Source organism: Wolbachia endosymbiont (group A) of Ophion costatus (assembly GCF_963969245.1).
GTDB classification, from domain to species: domain Bacteria; phylum Pseudomonadota; class Alphaproteobacteria; order Rickettsiales; family Anaplasmataceae; genus Wolbachia; species Wolbachia pipientis.
This window is the reverse complement of sequence record NZ_OZ017714.1, coordinates 1,011,802-1,028,836: the sequence shown is the minus strand read 5'-3', so window position 1 is coordinate 1,028,836 and position 17,035 is coordinate 1,011,802. Positions and strand designations below refer to the sequence as shown.

At 34.5% G+C, this 17,035-nt stretch carries 14 protein-coding genes and 2 pseudogenes; 10 read left to right on the top strand and 6 right to left on the bottom strand.

The window, feature by feature from the left end:
* The first annotated feature begins 1 nt into the window (after nt 1).
* Entirely contained in the window at nt 2–1,486 is a 1,485-nt protein-coding gene (locus AACH21_RS05080; protein WP_338482361.1) for a recombinase family protein, read from the top strand.
* A 281-nt stretch (nt 1,487–1,767) separates the two neighbouring features.
* Here AACH21_RS05080 and AACH21_RS05075 read toward each other — a convergent pair whose 3' ends face one another.
* Both AACH21_RS05075 and AACH21_RS05070 read right to left on the bottom strand, forming a co-directional pair.
* Nucleotides 1,768–3,069 carry a hypothetical protein gene (locus tag AACH21_RS05075; protein ID WP_338482360.1) on the bottom strand — a complete coding sequence of 434 codons (1,302 nt, stop codon included), beginning with the start codon at nt 3,067–3,069 and terminating at the stop codon, nt 1,768–1,770.
* A 378-nt stretch (nt 3,070–3,447) separates the two neighbouring features.
* Nucleotides 3,448–3,681 (bottom strand): hypothetical protein, encoded by a 234-nt coding sequence (locus tag AACH21_RS05070; RefSeq protein ID WP_338482359.1) that lies wholly within the window; start codon nt 3,679–3,681, stop codon nt 3,448–3,450.
* An 87-nt stretch (nt 3,682–3,768) separates the two neighbouring features.
* Between AACH21_RS05070 and AACH21_RS05065 the strand changes: the two genes are divergently transcribed.
* Nucleotides 3,769–4,719 carry an IS481 family transposase gene (locus AACH21_RS05065; RefSeq protein WP_338482200.1) on the top strand — a complete coding sequence of 317 codons (951 nt, stop codon included), beginning with the start codon at nt 3,769–3,771 and terminating at the stop codon, nt 4,717–4,719.
* A 947-nt stretch (nt 4,720–5,666) separates the two neighbouring features.
* Here the strand turns inward: AACH21_RS05065 and bioB are convergent.
* Nucleotides 5,667–6,617 (bottom strand): biotin synthase BioB, encoded by a 951-nt coding sequence (gene bioB / locus AACH21_RS05060; RefSeq protein ID WP_353285964.1) that lies wholly within the window; start codon nt 6,615–6,617, stop codon nt 5,667–5,669.
* A 93-nt stretch (nt 6,618–6,710) separates the two neighbouring features.
* Between bioB and AACH21_RS05055 the strand changes: the two genes are divergently transcribed.
* From AACH21_RS05055 to AACH21_RS05030, 6 genes are all read left to right on the top strand, one after another.
* Nucleotides 6,711–7,772, top strand: a complete 1,062-nt coding sequence (locus AACH21_RS05055) for an 8-amino-7-oxononanoate synthase (RefSeq protein ID WP_338482356.1) — start codon at nt 6,711–6,713, stop codon at nt 7,770–7,772.
* A complete protein-coding gene (locus tag AACH21_RS05050; RefSeq protein WP_338482355.1) occupies nt 7,769–8,425 on the top strand; it encodes a hypothetical protein in 657 nt (218 codons plus the stop codon). The genes AACH21_RS05055 and AACH21_RS05050 overlap by 4 nt, the downstream gene beginning before the upstream one ends.
* The gene (locus tag AACH21_RS05045) at nt 8,394–9,152 is read left to right on the top strand and encodes a methyltransferase domain-containing protein (protein ID WP_338482354.1); all 759 of its coding nucleotides are present in this window, start codon (nt 8,394–8,396) and stop codon (nt 9,150–9,152) included. The genes AACH21_RS05050 and AACH21_RS05045 overlap by 32 nt, the downstream gene beginning before the upstream one ends.
* Nucleotides 9,137–9,748: a dethiobiotin synthase gene (bioD, locus tag AACH21_RS05040; protein WP_338482353.1), complete on the top strand. Its 612-nt coding sequence runs from the start codon at nt 9,137–9,139 to the stop codon at nt 9,746–9,748. Before AACH21_RS05045 ends, bioD begins: the two co-directional genes overlap by 16 nt.
* Nucleotides 9,745–11,028 (top strand): adenosylmethionine--8-amino-7-oxononanoate transaminase, encoded by a 1,284-nt coding sequence (bioA, locus tag AACH21_RS05035; protein WP_338482352.1) that lies wholly within the window; start codon nt 9,745–9,747, stop codon nt 11,026–11,028. The genes bioD and bioA overlap by 4 nt, the downstream gene beginning before the upstream one ends.
* A gap of 383 nt (nt 11,029–11,411) precedes the next feature.
* A protein-coding gene (locus tag AACH21_RS05030; protein ID WP_236514306.1) for an IS5-like element ISWpi1 family transposase occupies nt 11,412–12,244 on the top strand; the annotation gives its coding sequence in 2 pieces (ribosomal slippage) (nt 11,412–11,781 and nt 11,781–12,244; 834 coding nt in all).
* A gap of 205 nt (nt 12,245–12,449) precedes the next feature.
* Here AACH21_RS05030 and AACH21_RS05025 read toward each other — a convergent pair.
* On the bottom strand, nt 12,450–13,361 hold the full coding sequence (locus AACH21_RS05025) for a helix-turn-helix transcriptional regulator (protein ID WP_338482351.1): 912 nt from the start codon (nt 13,359–13,361) through the stop codon (nt 12,450–12,452).
* 129 nt (nt 13,362–13,490) lie between these two features.
* On the opposite strand from AACH21_RS05025, the gene AACH21_RS05020 reads away from it, so the two are divergent.
* Complete coding sequence (locus tag AACH21_RS05020) at nt 13,491–14,435, top strand: Rpn family recombination-promoting nuclease/putative transposase (protein WP_338482349.1); 945 nt, start codon at nt 13,491–13,493, stop codon at nt 14,433–14,435.
* A gap of 20 nt (nt 14,436–14,455) precedes the next feature.
* Entirely contained in the window at nt 14,456–15,025 is a 570-nt protein-coding gene (locus AACH21_RS05015) for a pyrimidine dimer DNA glycosylase/endonuclease V (protein ID WP_338482350.1), read from the top strand.
* On the opposite strand, the pseudogene AACH21_RS05010 reads toward AACH21_RS05015, so the two are convergent.
* Nucleotides 15,005–16,242 (bottom strand): annotated as a pseudogene (locus AACH21_RS05010) (IS256 family transposase). The gene AACH21_RS05015 and the pseudogene AACH21_RS05010 sit on opposite strands and share 21 nt — an antisense overlap.
* 17 nt (nt 16,243–16,259) lie before the next feature.
* Nucleotides 16,260–17,012: pseudogene (locus tag AACH21_RS05005) on the bottom strand (IS5 family transposase).
* Nucleotides 17,013–17,035: the final 23 nt, after the last annotated feature.

Here is a 17,035-nt window from a genome sequence, read left to right as displayed (position 1 = left end):
AATGCTAAAAGAAGTAAGATGTGTGATATATACGAGAAAATCAAATGAAGATGGTCTAGAACAAAAGTTTAACAGTCTTGATGCGCAGCGAGTAGCATGTGAGAAGTACATAAAGAGCAGAGAGGGCTGGGTAGCATTGGCTAAAAGGTACGATGATGGAGGCTATTCAGGAAAAAACTTAGAAAGACCAGCAATAAAGGAATTATTTGAAGATGTAAAAAAAGGAGAAGTAGATTGTGTAGTGGTATATACTCTGGATAGGCTATCAAGAGAAACAAAAGACAGCATTGAAGTAACATCATTTTTTAGAAGGCATCGAGTAAATTTTGTAGCAGTAACGCAGATATTTGACAATAATACGCCAATGGGAAAGTTCGTACAAACGGTGTTATCAGGAGCAGCACAATTAGAAAGAGAGATGATAGTAGAGAGAGTAAAAAATAAAATAGCAACATCAAAAGAGCAAGGATTATGGATGGGTGGAACTTTACCGCTTGGATATGATGTAAAGGATAAAGAATTAATAATAAATGAGAAAGAAGCAAAGTTGGTAAAACATATATTTGAGAGGTATATAGAGCTGAAGTCAATGGCAGAGTTGGCAAGGGAGCTAAATAGTCAAGGTTACAGAACGAAAGCAGATACATTTAAAAAGGCGACGGTGAGAAGAATAATAACAAATCCAATATATATGGGAAAAATACGGCATTATGAGAAAGAGTATGAGGGAAAGCATGAGGCAATAATAGAGGAAGAAAAATGGCAAAAAGCACAAGAATTGATAAAGAATCAGCCGTATAGAAAAGCAAAATATGAGGAAGCGTTGCTTAGGGGAGTCATTAAGTGCAAGAGCTGTGATGTAAATATGACGCTGACGTATGCAAAAAAAGAGAATAAAAGATATCGATATTATGTGTGCAATAACCATTTAAGGGGAAAGAATTGTGAATCAGTAAATCGAACAATAGTTGCTGGAGAAGTGGAAAAAGAAGTGATGAGGAAAGCGGAGCAGATATATGAAAAATGGGAAGAAAAAGCGGAAGAATGGAAAAATTTAAGTTTTGGAAAGCAGAAAGAAGTAGTGAAAAAGTTAATAAAAGGAGTAATGATAAGAGAAGATGGAATAGAGCTGAGTTCAGAGGATAAGGTGGAATTTATACCAATAAAAAAGAAAGGAAACAAATGCACGGTAGTAGAACCAGAAGGGAAAACAAATAATGCGTTACTCAAAGCAGTGGTGAGAGCTCATTTGTGGAAACGTCAATTGGAAGAGGGAAAATATAGAAGTGTGAAAGAGCTGAGTAAGAAAATAAACGTAGGTACAAGACGTATACAGCAAATTTTCAGGCTGAATTATTTAGCTCCAAAGATTAAGGAAGACATAGTAAATGGGAGGCAACCAAGTGGTTTGAGGTTAGTTGATTTAAGAGAAATACCGATGCTGTGGAGTCAACAGATGGAGAAATTATACGAACTGGTTTCTTAACTTATAAAAGCAACGGGAGATCGATGTACCAGAAAACCAATACTTTAAAACAAAGAATCTATAATATGCAAGTTGATGAAAAGAATTGAGGTAAACTAGCGTTACAGGAACTGATACTTAATTATGTAATAAAAAAAGTGATAATCTTAAACCTATATATGAAAAGATCTCAGAACTCCAAAGTTATTGCGTAAGAGCCAAATGTCCCTGACAGCCCTTCTACCGCTGAATCATGTCGAGCGTATGGTTTATACCTAAAAAAATCTTGCTTTGAAAATACATCAATATGAACGTACTACCGGAGCTTCCATCTTATGCAGCTGTCTTAAACTATCAATTGGCGTTATAAGAGTAGACGGAGTACTTGATTCTTTTACTACAAAATCTGATTGTTTAATAGTTTCAGCTAACTCTATAGGTATTCCGCTGTTTCTTTCAAAACCTTTATTTTTTATAGCTTGTAGAACATTTTTCCCTCCTAAAAGGCAACTTTCCCCTAAACTTGATTGATCTTTTAATTTGTCAAACTTCTCCTGGCTCTCTCCATCAAGCTTTACTTCTATTATATTACTATCTTCATTACTAGGACATAGATGAATACTAATCTTGCCCACTTCACTGGTAAAGTACATTTCAATGCCACTTCCTAAGACATTCGTATAATTTCTTTTTCTTCCTACGCTCTCAACTCTTATTATACTTTCCCCGATCTGTAAGATGCTACTTTCTATACTGAAATTTTCATTCACCTTACTATTCATAACCTTTGCAACTTCAACAATACTGTTTTGTGGCCACCTGAAAAGAACAAGATTGTTATCTACTTCTACTTTCAGATTATCATCTTGAACTTGTTCATTCTTATTCACTAAACCTTCATATGCAATACTTTTCAGTTTGTCCTTAATTTTTTCACATTCTGTAAAAATAGGCTCATCATTTCCCCACATAACTTCATCTATCATATTATCATTATAAAAATCGGGCTCTATTTTTGCACCTGATAACAGCAGCTTATTGACAATATTGAATAAAGGTTCTGAAGCCTCTTCCCACGGATCCATTGCCTCTTCCCCATTGTCTTTATATCGTGCTCTAGTAGTAGGCGTTATGCGCATAACACTGCTAGCATCAGCAATGTCAATTATTTTTTTTAATATAAAATTCGACACAGTACATTCATAGTGATCACAGCGTAAATTTAGCTTTATTTTCCTTTTCAAATATTCATCTATTAAATGTTCCATCTTTTCTAGAGTAACCTTTGCAGAATTTTCGTATCCATTTTCATGAAACCCTTTCATTATACTTTCCATCTTGTCATGAAATTCATCAATCGAAACTTTTTCGCCCTCAGTTAATAGATTTGCTAAATTCATTAAAATTGAGTTTTCTGGAATAAAAGAACTTGTAACAGCAGTATTGTTGTCTTCAATAACGGACTCATCCCAGTCATCAGTTTGTTCTTGACTTGACAACGATGCAATAGTTCCCGGAGTTTGCCAGCCAAAATGTTCTGTATGCTGTTTTTCAGTAGCTAACCCACAAAATGGCTTAGTCTCTAAAATACGTTCTAATGCCATACTTACCCCTCCAAACTAAAACATATGGTACATTATATGCAATATACAGCGTTAAGTCAACAACCATGATCTTTTTACTATTCATATTTTTGTTAAGTTTTTATGGTGAGTAATACTAGTGTGTAGATAGGTCAAAAATTTCTTACAAATGCAAGTTTGAACCAATTTTACTATAGATTAATATAATTGAGAACTGCCACTTATATTCAATACCACTATTATAAGAATGTCATGAAAGATAGATTATGCTTTGTTGCTTAAAACCTGTTTAAAACATCCACTACTAAAACACAAGCTATCTTATTCCCATAGTCGTTCTACCATGAATATTGTCAATCTCATCTTTAGACAATGAATCAAATTCAGTATCTGGAATAATTAGCTTTTTTGGCCTTTGAACTTCCAATCCATACTCTGTTTCTTGATCTTCTTATATGATGTTAAATACTCTGTAGCTTTATTAAGAGTAGATCTGGGAAAAATACTATCTAAAAAAGTAATTGGAGTATCAGTACGACTATAGTAACCACTATCATTCTTCCGGTCTTTTATATTTTCTAAATTTCTTAATTCTTTGGTCATATTAGATAACTCTGAATATTTTTCGGACAATTGAGCTCTCAATACTTGAGTTATAGCAGTTAGATGTATGGTCCCAGAGAGTGATGGTATACTATCATCATCATTTAAGGAGTCATTATGGGACAGATATTACATGGGTGCGCCAAAACAACACAGACGATTCGTAGAGCAATACAAAATAGAAAAGAGAGCATAGCAAAACTCTCCAAGCATTATAACCTTAATCCAAAAACTATTATTAAGTGGAGAAAACGTTCATTTACGAAAGATGCTGATATGGGTCCAAAGCATCCAAGATCAACTGTTTTAACGCTAGAAGAGGAAGCTATAATAGTTACATTTCGCAAGTATACACTACTGCCACTAGATGATTGCCTTTACGCTCTGCAGTCTACAATTCCGCATTTGACTCGCTCTAGCTTGCATCGTTGTTTACAAAGACACAACATTAGCAGATTACCAACTGTTGATGGAGAAGTTAAGTCAAAAAAGAAATTCAAACAATATCCTATCGGTTACTTTCATATTGATATTGCTGAAGTTAGAACTGAGGAGGGCAAATTACATTTGTTTGTTGCTATTGATAGGACATCCAAATTTACCTATGTTGAGTTGTGTAACAGTGCTACAAAACCCATAGCTGCTGAGTTCTTACGTAATTTGATTAGAATTTTACCGTATAAAATCCATACTATTTTGACAGATAACGGTATACAATTTACAAACCAGAAGCGTCATAAGTATGCTTTCCAACATATATTTGATAGAGTTTGCGAAGAGAATGTTATTGAACATCGTTTGACAAAAGTTAGCCATCCTTGGACGAATGGGCAAGTCGAGCGTATGAATAAAACTTTAAAGGATGCTACAGTTAAGAAGTATTACTATCAATCGCACCAGCAACTTAAAGAACACCTTTATAACTTTGTTATGGCTTATAATTATGCAAAGAGACTCAAAACTCTTAAGGGTCTTACTCCTTATGAATTTATATGTTATCAGTGGACACAGTCTCCAGAATTATTTATACTAAATCCACACCATCACACTCTGGGACCATACATCTAAGAGCTTTGTTTTTAACTTCTAACCCCTCTATCTCTCTTTTATTTTCCAAAGCTAATTTGAATTTTTCACTCTCTAAAGCATAAGGCTTTCTATTCTGATTGATTACCCTATATGAAAGCGCAATTGCTACTGCAGAAAGTACAAATAAAGCAGCAGGTACCTATACTTAAAGCTGCTACTGGAGCTAAAACGGAGTATAAGAAGCTATAGCGAAGATTCCAGATGCAAGCATGTAACAGTAGCAAGAGTACCAGTAAAGAAAAAGGGGAGATTAGGTTTGCTAAGTATATCTAACATCATTCCAAATAATTAACTTAAAAGGACTATATAAATTCTCAATACAACAAGCCTATACACATAATCATAAAGTAAGGTATAGCTACCTTTGACGAAAAGAGCACTGTAAAAGCCGCTGAAGTTTGCACAGTAAACCTGCATGTTCAGCAGAATAAACAAACACATGCCAGTATTAGTAGAGAATTATTTATAAATCAACTAACTTTTTCAAAAAATATTTTAGTGAAGATACCATGCTAGTTAGTGTTATAAAGAATTGAATTATTTACTCCTTCAAAAAAGGTCGTATATTTGTGAGAACAAGCAGCATAAAAATAAGGTTGTGAAAATAAAAGCTTGAAATTATCTGCAACAAAGTTAGGCGAGTTAGTTCGTATGTAAATTTAGCGAAAGCGAGCAAATCTAGCTAGTTTTAGCGTATAGTGAAATTATCATATAAAAAAGTTCGTATGGTACACTTAGTAGTCCAATCCATCCCAAGAAAAACAGTTCTCACGTCTCTTGATTTTGAGTGCTGGAAATGGTTATTTTACTTGAGATTTTAATATTATATAATGCTAAATTAACAGTAATCTATCCGAGGATGAAAAAAAATTAAGGCAAAATTGTAATAAGGAATAGATCTTTTTTCTGTCAATGCAGAAATTCCTTTAATTTCCTATATGAAGTTTTCGTAGCCCCAATCTTTGAAATAGGTGATTGTCTTGCTCAGGTACTGGATTTTGAGCTGTAAGTAGCTTTTCACCGTAAAAAATTGAATTAGCACCTGCAAGGAAACACAATGCTTGCAATTCATCTGACATTTTTTCTCGCCCAGCTGATAAACGTACATAAGATTTTGGCATCATAATTCTTGCTATTGCGATAGTACGAACAAAATCAAACGGATCAACGTCGGCCACATCCTCAAGTGGAGTTCCAGGAATTTTTATCAGCATATTAATTGGTACTGATTCTGGAGGATTACCCAAATTAGCAAGGAGAACTAGCATTTTTATTCGATCCTCATTAGTCTCACCCATACCAAGAATACCACCACAACAGACCTTAATCCCAGATGCACGTACGTGTTCTAACGTTTTTAAGCGATCTTGGAGAATACGTGTAGTTATGACTTTATGATAATATTCCTCAGATGTATCAATATTATGGTTATAAAAATCTAAGCCAGCTTCCTTTAGCATATTTGCTTGGTAATATTTTAACAACCCAAGAGTCACACACGTTTCAAGGCCCAATTTTTTCACCTCTTTGACCATTTCGCAAACAATTGTTAAATCTTGATCACGTGGACCACGCCAAGCTGCTCCCATACAGAAACGACTACTTCCAGCCTCTTTTGCACATTTTGCTGCTTCAATTACCTCGGCAATTTCTAACAAAGGCTTTTTCTGCAAACCAGTGTTATAGTGTGCTGACTGGGGACAGTAGGAACAATTTTCCGGGCAGCTACCTGTTTTAATACTCAAAAGCGTACTAATTTGCACTTCACTAGGATTAAACTGCTTTCTATGTTCTGTTTGTGCTATATAAATTAGCTCAGGAAACGGAAGATTAAAGGTTTGGTCTGCCTTGGCAAAAGTCCATTCTTCTGTCATGATCTAAGCTCCTTCTTGGTAAATAGATTGTTATATAATAAGTATTGTAATACACTACAAAGTAAAGGGAAATATCGACAGTTGCCGAAAGATATCTTGGGAAGCTTCATCGATTTTTCTACCAACGATTACCTTGGCCTAAGTCAGTCGGAAGTATTGTTTGATGCAGCAAAGCTCTCTGGAGCACAGTTTGGAGTAGGATCCACTGGTTCTCGTTTGCTCTCAGGTAATAAAAAAATATTTGAAGACTTTGAGAAGAGAATTGCCCAAGACAAAAGAACTGAGTCAGCTCTTATCTTCAATTCAGGTTTTCAGGCCAATGTAACGGTTCTTGCAAGCCTACTCGATCAATCAGTGCTTGGTGACAAACCTATTGTTTTTTTTGATAAGTTAAATCATGCAAGCTTATATCAAGCTGTATTTTTGAGCAACGCTGAACTTGTACGATATCAACACAACGATACAGATCACTTAAGCAATTTACTTACAAAATTCAAAAATGATTTAAGACCAAAGTTCATTGTTACTGAAACAATTTTTGGTATGGATGGAGACATCGCACCAATAGAGAAAATTTTTGCCCTGAGCAAAGAACATGAAGCTTTTCTATATTTAGATGAAGCACATGCAACAGGTATTATTGGTCACAATGGGTATGGATTATCTACCAGCATTAATCTTCAGGAAACTCCACATTTAATCTTAGGAACTTTTAGTAAAGCCCTAGGGTGCTTTGGTGCGTATGTTGCTTGTTCCAATATTATAAAGAATTACCTAATCAACAAATGTCCAGGGTTTATCTATTCAACCTCTCTTTCTCCAATGATAATTGGCGCAGCAGCTAAAAGTTGGGATTTAGTACAACATCTTACTGATCAACGTCAGGCTTTATCCTTTAAGGCTGCAAATTTGAGAAACAACCTGCAAAATCTTGGATTTAACACAGGTGATTCAGTTACACACGTTATACCAATAATTCTAGGTGATGAGGATACTGTAATGAGTACAAAAGAAAAGCTTTTGAAACAAGGGTTGGTTGTTTCTGCTATACGTCCACCTACTGTTCCTCCTGGAACATCAAGATTACGTATTGCACTCAATGTGAATCATACTGAAAGCAACCTAGACTGTTTAGTGCATGTTCTTCAGCAAATATGAACTATCACTTTGTATTTTGTCACGGTTGGGGGTTTGATTATAAGTTCTTTCAACCTCTTATAAATAAATATTTCTCTAAAATTCCTTACTATTGTTTAGATCTTGGTTATTTTGGAGAAGAAAACCTAAACTTACCAGAAGATGGTGTACTTATTGGTATTGGACATTCTCTTGGACTAATAAAACTAGCTTCCTTAAATGTAAAGTTTAATGGAATTATTGGTGTACAAGCTTTTGTCAATTTTTTAGGATTTGATTTACGATTACACAAAAAACGCAAGTTAGAGTTGAAAAGGATTATACAGCATTTTCAAATGGATCCAATAAATACCCTGATATCCTTTTATAAAAGTTGTGGTGTTAATTTGATAGACCACAACTCTTTTAATTATCTGAATAAAGCAAAATTAATGGAAGATTTAGAACTATTGACTATAGTACATCAGTTGCCGCATACACCACTATTAATATTAGGTGCAACGAATGATACGATTGTGCCACAAAAACTTATCTATGATAATTTCAAAAAAGGTACTAAAGTTAGTATGCACAATAAGGGGTACCACAGTCTAGGTCTATGTGAGCATCATTTTGTGCAGGAGCAAATTATAAGTTTTTGTGATGGAATTAGAAGAGAGATACATACAGGATAATTTTAGTAGAGCAAGCTCGTCTTATGATAATGTAGCTTTTGTTCAAAAAGAATGTGCTGCAAAACTAGTAAATCTATTAAAAAGTTGTTTTCCTGAATTTCATCCACAATCTATTTTAGATTTGGGTACAGGTACAGGCTACATTCCAGAAATTTTGTTTGGTTTTTTTCCAGAAAGCAAATTTACTTTAAACGATATATCGCCTGATATGCTAGAAAAAACAAGAGAAAAATTAGCAGGGTATAAGGAGATTGAATTCATCTTAGGTGATATGGAAATACTAGACTTCGGTTTTCAAGACCTTATCATTTCAAATCTAGCACTTCAATGGGTGAGAAATTTAAAAAAGATGATAAAGAAGTCATACAATAATTCAGATATTTTTGCTTTTTCATGTTTACTGGATGGTACGTTTAATGAATGGTCCAGTATTTTTACGAAATATTTACTACCTGTACCAACTTATTGTTACCCATCTAAGCAGGAATTGGAAAATTATCTACTTTACCTAAAACCAAAAAAATATTTTTTCAGTTCACAAGAATTTACACTGTGTTTTCCAAGTGCAAGTGAATTTATCAGGTATCTTGGAAATTTAGGGGCAAATCAAGGTAGCCAGAAAATTTTTCTACCTGATCTGAAGAGGATAGTTAAGAGCTATACAGACAAGATTAACATCACTTATGAAGTATTTTTTGGAATTTTAAGTCAATGCAGATCTTTATAACAGGAACAGATACCGACGTTGGTAAGACTACTATAAGTAGCTGGCTTTGTCTCCACACTGGATACTCGTATTTTAAGCCTATTCAGACTGGAAGTATTTTAGGTACAGATGGTCATCAAATAAGTAGTTTGACTAACACCAATGTTTGTAAAGAAAATTTTGTTTATAAAGAACCTTTATCTCCTCACTTGGCAGCATCGCTGGAGAATGGCAGTATTGATATTAATAAGATCGATTTACCTAAAGTGCATAACTTAATTATAGAAGGTGCTGGAGGAGTTTTGGTTCCAATTAATCAAACCACATTAATGGTTGATTTAATCAAAAAACTTGCCATTCCAACAATTTTAGTTGTTAGATCTACAGTTGGTACTATTAATCACACATTGCTAAGTCTAGAAGTACTGCGTGCCAGAAATATTCCTATTTTGGGAGTAATCTTAAACGGACTACCTAATCAAGATAATCTTGAAGCAATAGAATTTTATGGTAGGGTACAGGTCTTAGCATCAGTACCCAGACTGCAAAAAGTTGATAGAGAACATCTAATGCAAATACCACTCTCAAATCGATTAAAAGCTATCTTGGAACAATGAATTTAAGCGAACGTGACAGAAAAATCATATGGCATCCTTTTACACAAGAGAAAGTAGCCAAACTTCCAATTGCAATTAAGAAAGCTCATGGGTCATATCTTTATGATGAGAGTAATAAACCATACCTCGATCTGATTTCCAGTTGGTGGGTAAATCTGCACGGTCACGCTCATCCTAAGATTGCTCAGGCTATATATGAGCAAAGCATGACTTTAGAACATGTAATTTTTGCAGGCTTTACTCATGAGCCTGCAGTAACGCTTTGCGAAAAGTTAAAAACTCTACTACCAGACAAATTATCCAGATTTTTCTTTTCAGACAATGGTTCAACTGCTGTTGAGGTATCACTAAAAATGGCCTATCAGTACTGGTGGAATCAGGGTAACCGTGAAAGAACTACTTTCCTGAGTTTTGAAGGAGGGTATCATGGAGATACATTTGGCGCGATGAGTGTAGGTGCTAAGTCCGGCTTTCATGATACATTTTCAAACCTATTATTTTCTATTTTAACAATACCTTTCCCGGAAATCCAGGATGAAGATGAAGAAATAGAAAACAAAGAAAAACATTCTCTAGAAGTGTTAGAAGGTTACTTATGTGTTGGTTCTTACAAAATTGCCGCATTAATTCTAGAGCCTTTAGTACAAGGAGCCAGTGGTATGAGGATGTGCCGTCCAGAGTTCATTAGAAAAGTTGTTAATTTAGTACGCCAGCATGGGATTTTGATAATCTGTGATGAAGTTATGACCGGTTTTGGACGTACTGGTACTTATTTTGCTTTTGAGCAAACTCAAATTATACCAGATTTTTTATGTATCTCCAAAGGATTAACAGGAGGTTTTCTTCCACTTGCTCTCACAGTTGTTACCGAAGAAGTCTACTCAGTATTTTTAAGTGAACATTTTACTAAAGCGTTTGCTCATGGTCATTCCTATACTGCCAATCCTTTAGGTTGTGCGGCCGCAATTGCTTCTTTAGAATTATTAATTAAGCCTGATACCATGGAGTCAATTAAGAGGATTCATAGTATACATAAAAAGGAATTAGTAAATTTATCTGAAGCTTGTGAGAGTGTTAAGCATACACGCGTTACTGGTACAATAGCAGCTTTTGATGTTCACGGGGCACAAACATTAAAGATAAAATTTTTAGAGCAAGGACTTTTAATCAGACCAATTAACAATTCAGTTTATTTATTACCACCCTATTCAATAAGTACTTCAGAGCTTGAGGAAGCTTATAACAAGATCAGAAATGTTATTAGGATTTTTTCATATTGACTTTACCAGACCAATGTATTCAAAAACGAAAGATTCTCACAGTTGTTGGTTTTGAGCGCTGGAAATGGTCATATTACTTAAGTTTTTAGCAATAAATGTTGTAATTTAGTAATAATTTTTGAGACTAGAAGGAATTTAGAAAACTACTCATTATATTTATTTTTCAGGAAGTTTTTATCTAAAGTAAGACAATTTTTCTGGTGGGGTATATAACACTTGCTCAGACCATTGGTTTCTTATTATAGTTTGTTAATCTAATTTTATAAAGTTTATGTTCAGTCAGCAGTACTCAGAGTATGTTTATTCCCAAGATCTTAGTAGTCAGAGGTTGTCCGGAAACAAGTAAAAGGCTATAATATCTGAAATTTTAGTACGGGGTAAAGATGAGAAAAAAATATCCAACAGATCTAAGCGAAAGGGAATGGGCAAGAATAGAAAAACACTTCAGAGTATCATACAAGAAAGGAGGAAGGCCGCCAAAGTATAGCAAAAGAGAAATATTAGAAGCAATTTTCTATGTATTGCGTACAGGGTGTCAATGGCGGTATTTACCAAATGATTTTCCGCTATGGAAGACTGTGTATGAGCAGTTCAGGCAATGGAAGAAGCAGGGAATTTTTGAGAAAATGAATTATGAAATTACAAAATATAGTAGAAGAAAAATAGGAAGGAATGAGCAGCCGAGTGCCTGTATAGTAGATAGTCAATCTGTAAAGACTACAGAAAAGGGGGGATCAAAGGCTATGATGGAAGTAAAAAAGTAAAGGGTAGAAAAAGGCATATAATTACAGACACTCAGGGTTTTATACTAGGTTGTTACGTAGGCGCTGCTAACGAAAATGATAGAGATGGTATTAAAATAGCATTAAACAATATGAGAACAAAATATACTAAAGTTAAAAAAATGTGGGCTGACATGGGATACCAAGGAAGAAATTTAAAGAATCACATAAAGGAAGAATATGACATAGATATTGAAATTGTTACAAGGCCTCCATGTAGATTTTGGGTGCACAAAGATACGCCACCTGAGCTACTACCAACAAGAGAACAAGGGTTTAAAGTACAGCCAAGAAGATGGGTTGTAGAAAGGACTTTTGCTTGGGTTAATAGGAATAGAAGGCTATCGAAGGAGTATGATTTACTCACAACATCCACTGAGAATTTCATATACCTAGCTATGAGTAGGGTTATGTTAAAGAGGGAATATGCTTGAATTTACTTGTTTCCGGACAACCTCTTATTATTCATAAAAATTACCCTTCACTAATAACAAAATGTTTTTATATATTTACTGCTGTTTTTTATCAGCATTGGCATAGAGCCATAGCTTTTGAGTGAAGTCAAATCAATTTCTCAATCTTTTTTACTTATTTTTTCATCAAGAAGTTAATATATTAATATATGATGATTTTTTTATTTTAAACTTGTTGAATTTCGTCTAAAGAGATTCCTACAGTTTGCAAAATAATGTTGATTGGAATTACTCCTTTCACTAAATCTTTTGCAATTTTCATCTTTTCTGCTCTTTTCACTTTCTCTTCGCAAATTTGTATGCTTTCAAACAGAGATTTTATTAGCGCATAGCGTAATTCTTTACTCCCAATTTTTTTGTATTCTTTTATTAAATCAGGTAGCTCATCTTCTACTATCTCATCTTCCTCTATGAGCAGATCTGTAATGCTAATTGATAATGTTTCTGCTATTGCATATAATTTTTCCAGTGGAATGGCCACACGTCCTTGCTCATAGTTGCTTATTTCGTCACGTGTTGTATCCATTTTCTCAGCCAAATCCTTTTGAGTATACTCTCTCACTAGTCTCCATTCTTTTATCTTCTTTCCTATTTGGCAGTAAATAGAACCTCCTTTTTCTTCAACACATTCATCAGCAGAGAGACCAATTGTTTTTGCAACAATATCAACAGAAACTCCTCCTTTAACCAGACCCTTTGCAATTTTTATTTTCTCTGCTTTTTTACTACTTTTCTCACCAATTTGAACAAACTTGGTTAGTAAACAAAATATCTTACGTAACTCTTGATCATTAATCTTTTTATATTCTCTTACTAAATTTAATATTTCTTCCCCCTCATCTTCAAGACAGATTTTTTCATTTGATACAGGAATAAGATCCTTAATATTAATTGATAATATCTCTGCCATAGCGTATAACTTCTCAATCGAAATTTTACGTGTTCCTTTTTCATATTGTAGTACTATTTGATACGTTACGCCGATTTTTCCCGCTAAATCTTTTTGAGTATAGCCTCGCTTTAGCCTCCAGCTCCTTACTTTTTGTGCTATCTGATACCTTATAGAGATATTTGCCATAAATATTATACAGTTTAATACTACCAAATAAAGATATACAAAAGGGATGCTTCTTTCTATGTTTGAATTTTAGTTGAATATTTCTTCACAATTGTGTATAATTATCAATGCTTTTTAGGTTAATTCGTCATGGCTCTTTCTAAGTTTCTCGATCCCAAGAATGATATATCATTTAAGCGCATCTTTGGTACTGAAAAAAATAAGGATATTCTTATTCACTTCCTTAATGATATTCTCGGCTTTTCCGGAAAAAATGCAATACGGGATATAGAGTTTTTAAGTACTATTCAAGACCCTGATATTGCTTCTAAAAAACAAAGCATTGTTGATGTTCTTTGTAGAGATGAAAATGGGCTGCAAGTGATAGTTGAAATGCAGGTCGCTAAAACTAAAGGCTTTGAAAAACGTGCCCAATACTACGCTGCTAAAGCCTATTCAAGACAAGCGGATAAAGGTGATCAATACCATGACCTTAAGGAAATTATCTTTATTGCTATAGCAGATTGTATACTGTTTCCGGACAAGTCTGAGTATAAATCAAAGCATACTATTCGGGATGAAGATACTAATGAACACGATCTAAAAGATTTTTACTTCATATTTATTGAATTGCCAAAATTTCCAAAAACCAAAGAGGATCAGCTTTCAAATATAGTTGAAAAATGGATCTACTTCTTTAAATATGCAGATGAGACTAGTGAAGAAGAGCTGGAAAAAATAATAGGTAGTGATGTAATAATTAAAAAGGCCTATGAAGAGCTAAATAGATTTAACTGGTCAGAAAAAGAATTTATTGCCTATGAACAGGAAATAAAACGTATTCTTGATGAACAGGCTGTCCTCGCTCAAAAACTTGATGATGCTACTGAAAAAGGTAGAGAAGAAGGTAAAGAAGAAGGCATCCAAATCGGACATGAAAAAGGCAGAGCCGAAGGTATTCAAATTGGCTCGGAGAAGGGTGAAAAACAAGCTAAGATAACAGTTGCAAAGAATCTACTAAAAGCAGGTGTTTCTATTGATATTATAGCTCAAACTACTGGTCTTACAGCTGATGAAGTTAAAGACTTAAGCTGATTCTATCTTTTGACACCTAGATGAACATCTTTGTACTAGATGAAAACCCAGTAATTGCAGCACAAATGTTATGTGATAAGCATATAGTAAAAATGCCATTAGAAACTGCTCAGTTATTAAGTAATGTTTTTTCAATAGCATTAAAAGCGCCAAATCCTTTTGTCAGTACCACAGATCAGAATATAGCAGTTCCATATAAACTCACTCACAGCAATCATCCTTGTTCTTTGTGGGCTAGGCAATCGAAAGGGAACTTTTGTTGGTTGATAGAGTACGGAAAAGAATTATGTAAAGAGTACACTTGGCGATACAAAAGAAAGCATAAATCAGAAGAAGTAATAGATTGGTGTGATAGTAATAAGGATTTACTCATTTTTCGATCAGCTGATATGCAAGCTTTTATACAAGCACTGCCCGATCGGTATAAATGTACTAATCCTGTAAAAGCTTATAGGGAGTATTACCTACAGGAAAAGATGAGATTCGCTAAGTGGGAAAATGGAAGAGAAGCACCAGGTTGGATAGTAGGAAATCCGGGAACGTTCAAAGAAGTGTGTCAAACCACATTTTTAATTCAACTCAATTTTTAACCTACCAGGAAAAAAGATATCAAGTTGAGACATAGTTAAAGCCCAATTAGGCAAAGCTGTAGTCCATTTTTGCTCTACCTTTTTTATAGCACAATATACCTGTTTGTACAAGGCATTTGTACTAGTAAATGAGCCCTTAGTTTTAGTAAATTTCCTAATTTGTCTATGCAATCCCTCAATTGGATTGGTAGTGTAAATCAGCTTTCTAACTGGCCCAGAATACTTAAAATAACCAGATAAATTTTCCCAATTGTTTTGCCACGATTTTGTAACCAAGGGATATTTTTCACTCCATTTTTCTTCCAGCTCAAGCAAATAACTCTCAGCAATCTCTTTACTTGAAGCACGATATATTTTTTTCAAATCATTCATGAAAACTTTTACATCTTTGCTAGATACATATTTCAGTGAATTCCTTATCTGATGCACTATACATAGCTGTACTTCTGCTTTAGGAAATACACTATTTATAGCTGTAGGAAAGCTTTTTAGTCCATCAATACATGCAATCAAAATATCCTCCACTCCTCTCTCTTTAAGGTCATTTAGCACTCCCAACCAAAAGTTAGCTCCTTCGCTTTCAGCCAAATAAAAACCCAAAACTTCTTTTCTACCATTTTGATCTATACCTAATATATTATACATGCATTTACTTACGCAATGCCCGTCCTCCTTGACCTTAAAAAACATGCCATCCATAAACACTATTGGATATACAGATTGCAGCGGACGACTACGCCATTCATTGATTACTGGCAGTAACTTGTCAGTAATGTTTGATATTTCTGCTAGCGATATTTTATGATCATAGATTTCTTCTATATGTGATACTATATCTCTATACCCCATGCCGCTGGCATATGTGCTTAAGACCTTTGCTTCAAGTTCTGGATGTAGGCTTGTTTGCCTTTTTTGACTATTTGCGGCTCAAAACTTCCCTCCCTATCTCTTGGTGTCAGCAGCTCAAATGAGCCTCCACTCGTGCGTAAAGTTTTTGCGTTTCTCCCATTTCTTCGGTTATTTTCTTCACTTTTAGCTGACATGTGGCTTTCTATTTCACCTTCCAGACTTGCCTCTAGCAGCCTTTTTATAAACGGTGTTAATGCTCCATCTCTTCCTTTCAATGGTCTTCCTTCTCGTATAGATGACAGGATATTTGTTTCTAATTCTTTATAATCTACCAAACCGGTAGTTCTGTTTACTACTTTCTGACTCATTGTCAAACCTCCATTTTTTATATCAATTTATTACTTTTTTTCGGTTTGACACACTTCTTTGAACGTTCCCCAGCAGTTTTATCAAATCTGGAAAAAATGCGCCTAAAATTTTTAATTTTACCAAAAAAACACTCAATCAAATGACGTTCTTTGTAGATATGCTCATCGTAATACCTTTGCACTTTTCGATTCCTTTTTGGCGGAATAACTACTGTACATCCCTTGTCTTCAAGACTTGTAACAAAGGCATTGCTATCGTAGCCCTTGTCACCTACTACAGTAGAGTTATAGATACTTTCAGTCAACACTTGTGCCTGCGTAATTTCATTTCTTTGACCAGGAGTCAGAGTAAATTTAAGTGGATTTCCAAGTGCATCCACAAGCGCATGTATTTTAGTTGTAAAGCCACCTTTGCTCCTCCCTAAAGCTTCTTGATCCTTGGAGTTTTTTGTATATCCAGATGAACATGGATGGGCTCGGATGATCGTACCTTCGATTATAGCAACTTCTAAATCAGGCTCTTGTTTAGTATATTTAAGCAATTTTTTCCAGACATCTCTTTCACACCATCTTTTAAATCGCTTATGTATACTCCTGTAATTACCATAAGTTTTTGGTAAAAGTCTCCATTGGCAACCACTTCGCACTATCTACCACACTGCCTCTATGAATATTCTTAAACGTTTTTCATCTTTGCTGTGCATTCCTTTTACGCTTTTTATGAACTCTAAAATTTGTTTCCAATTTTCCTCTTTGATGTAATATTGCATATGGTAGTTTCTCCATTTTTTAC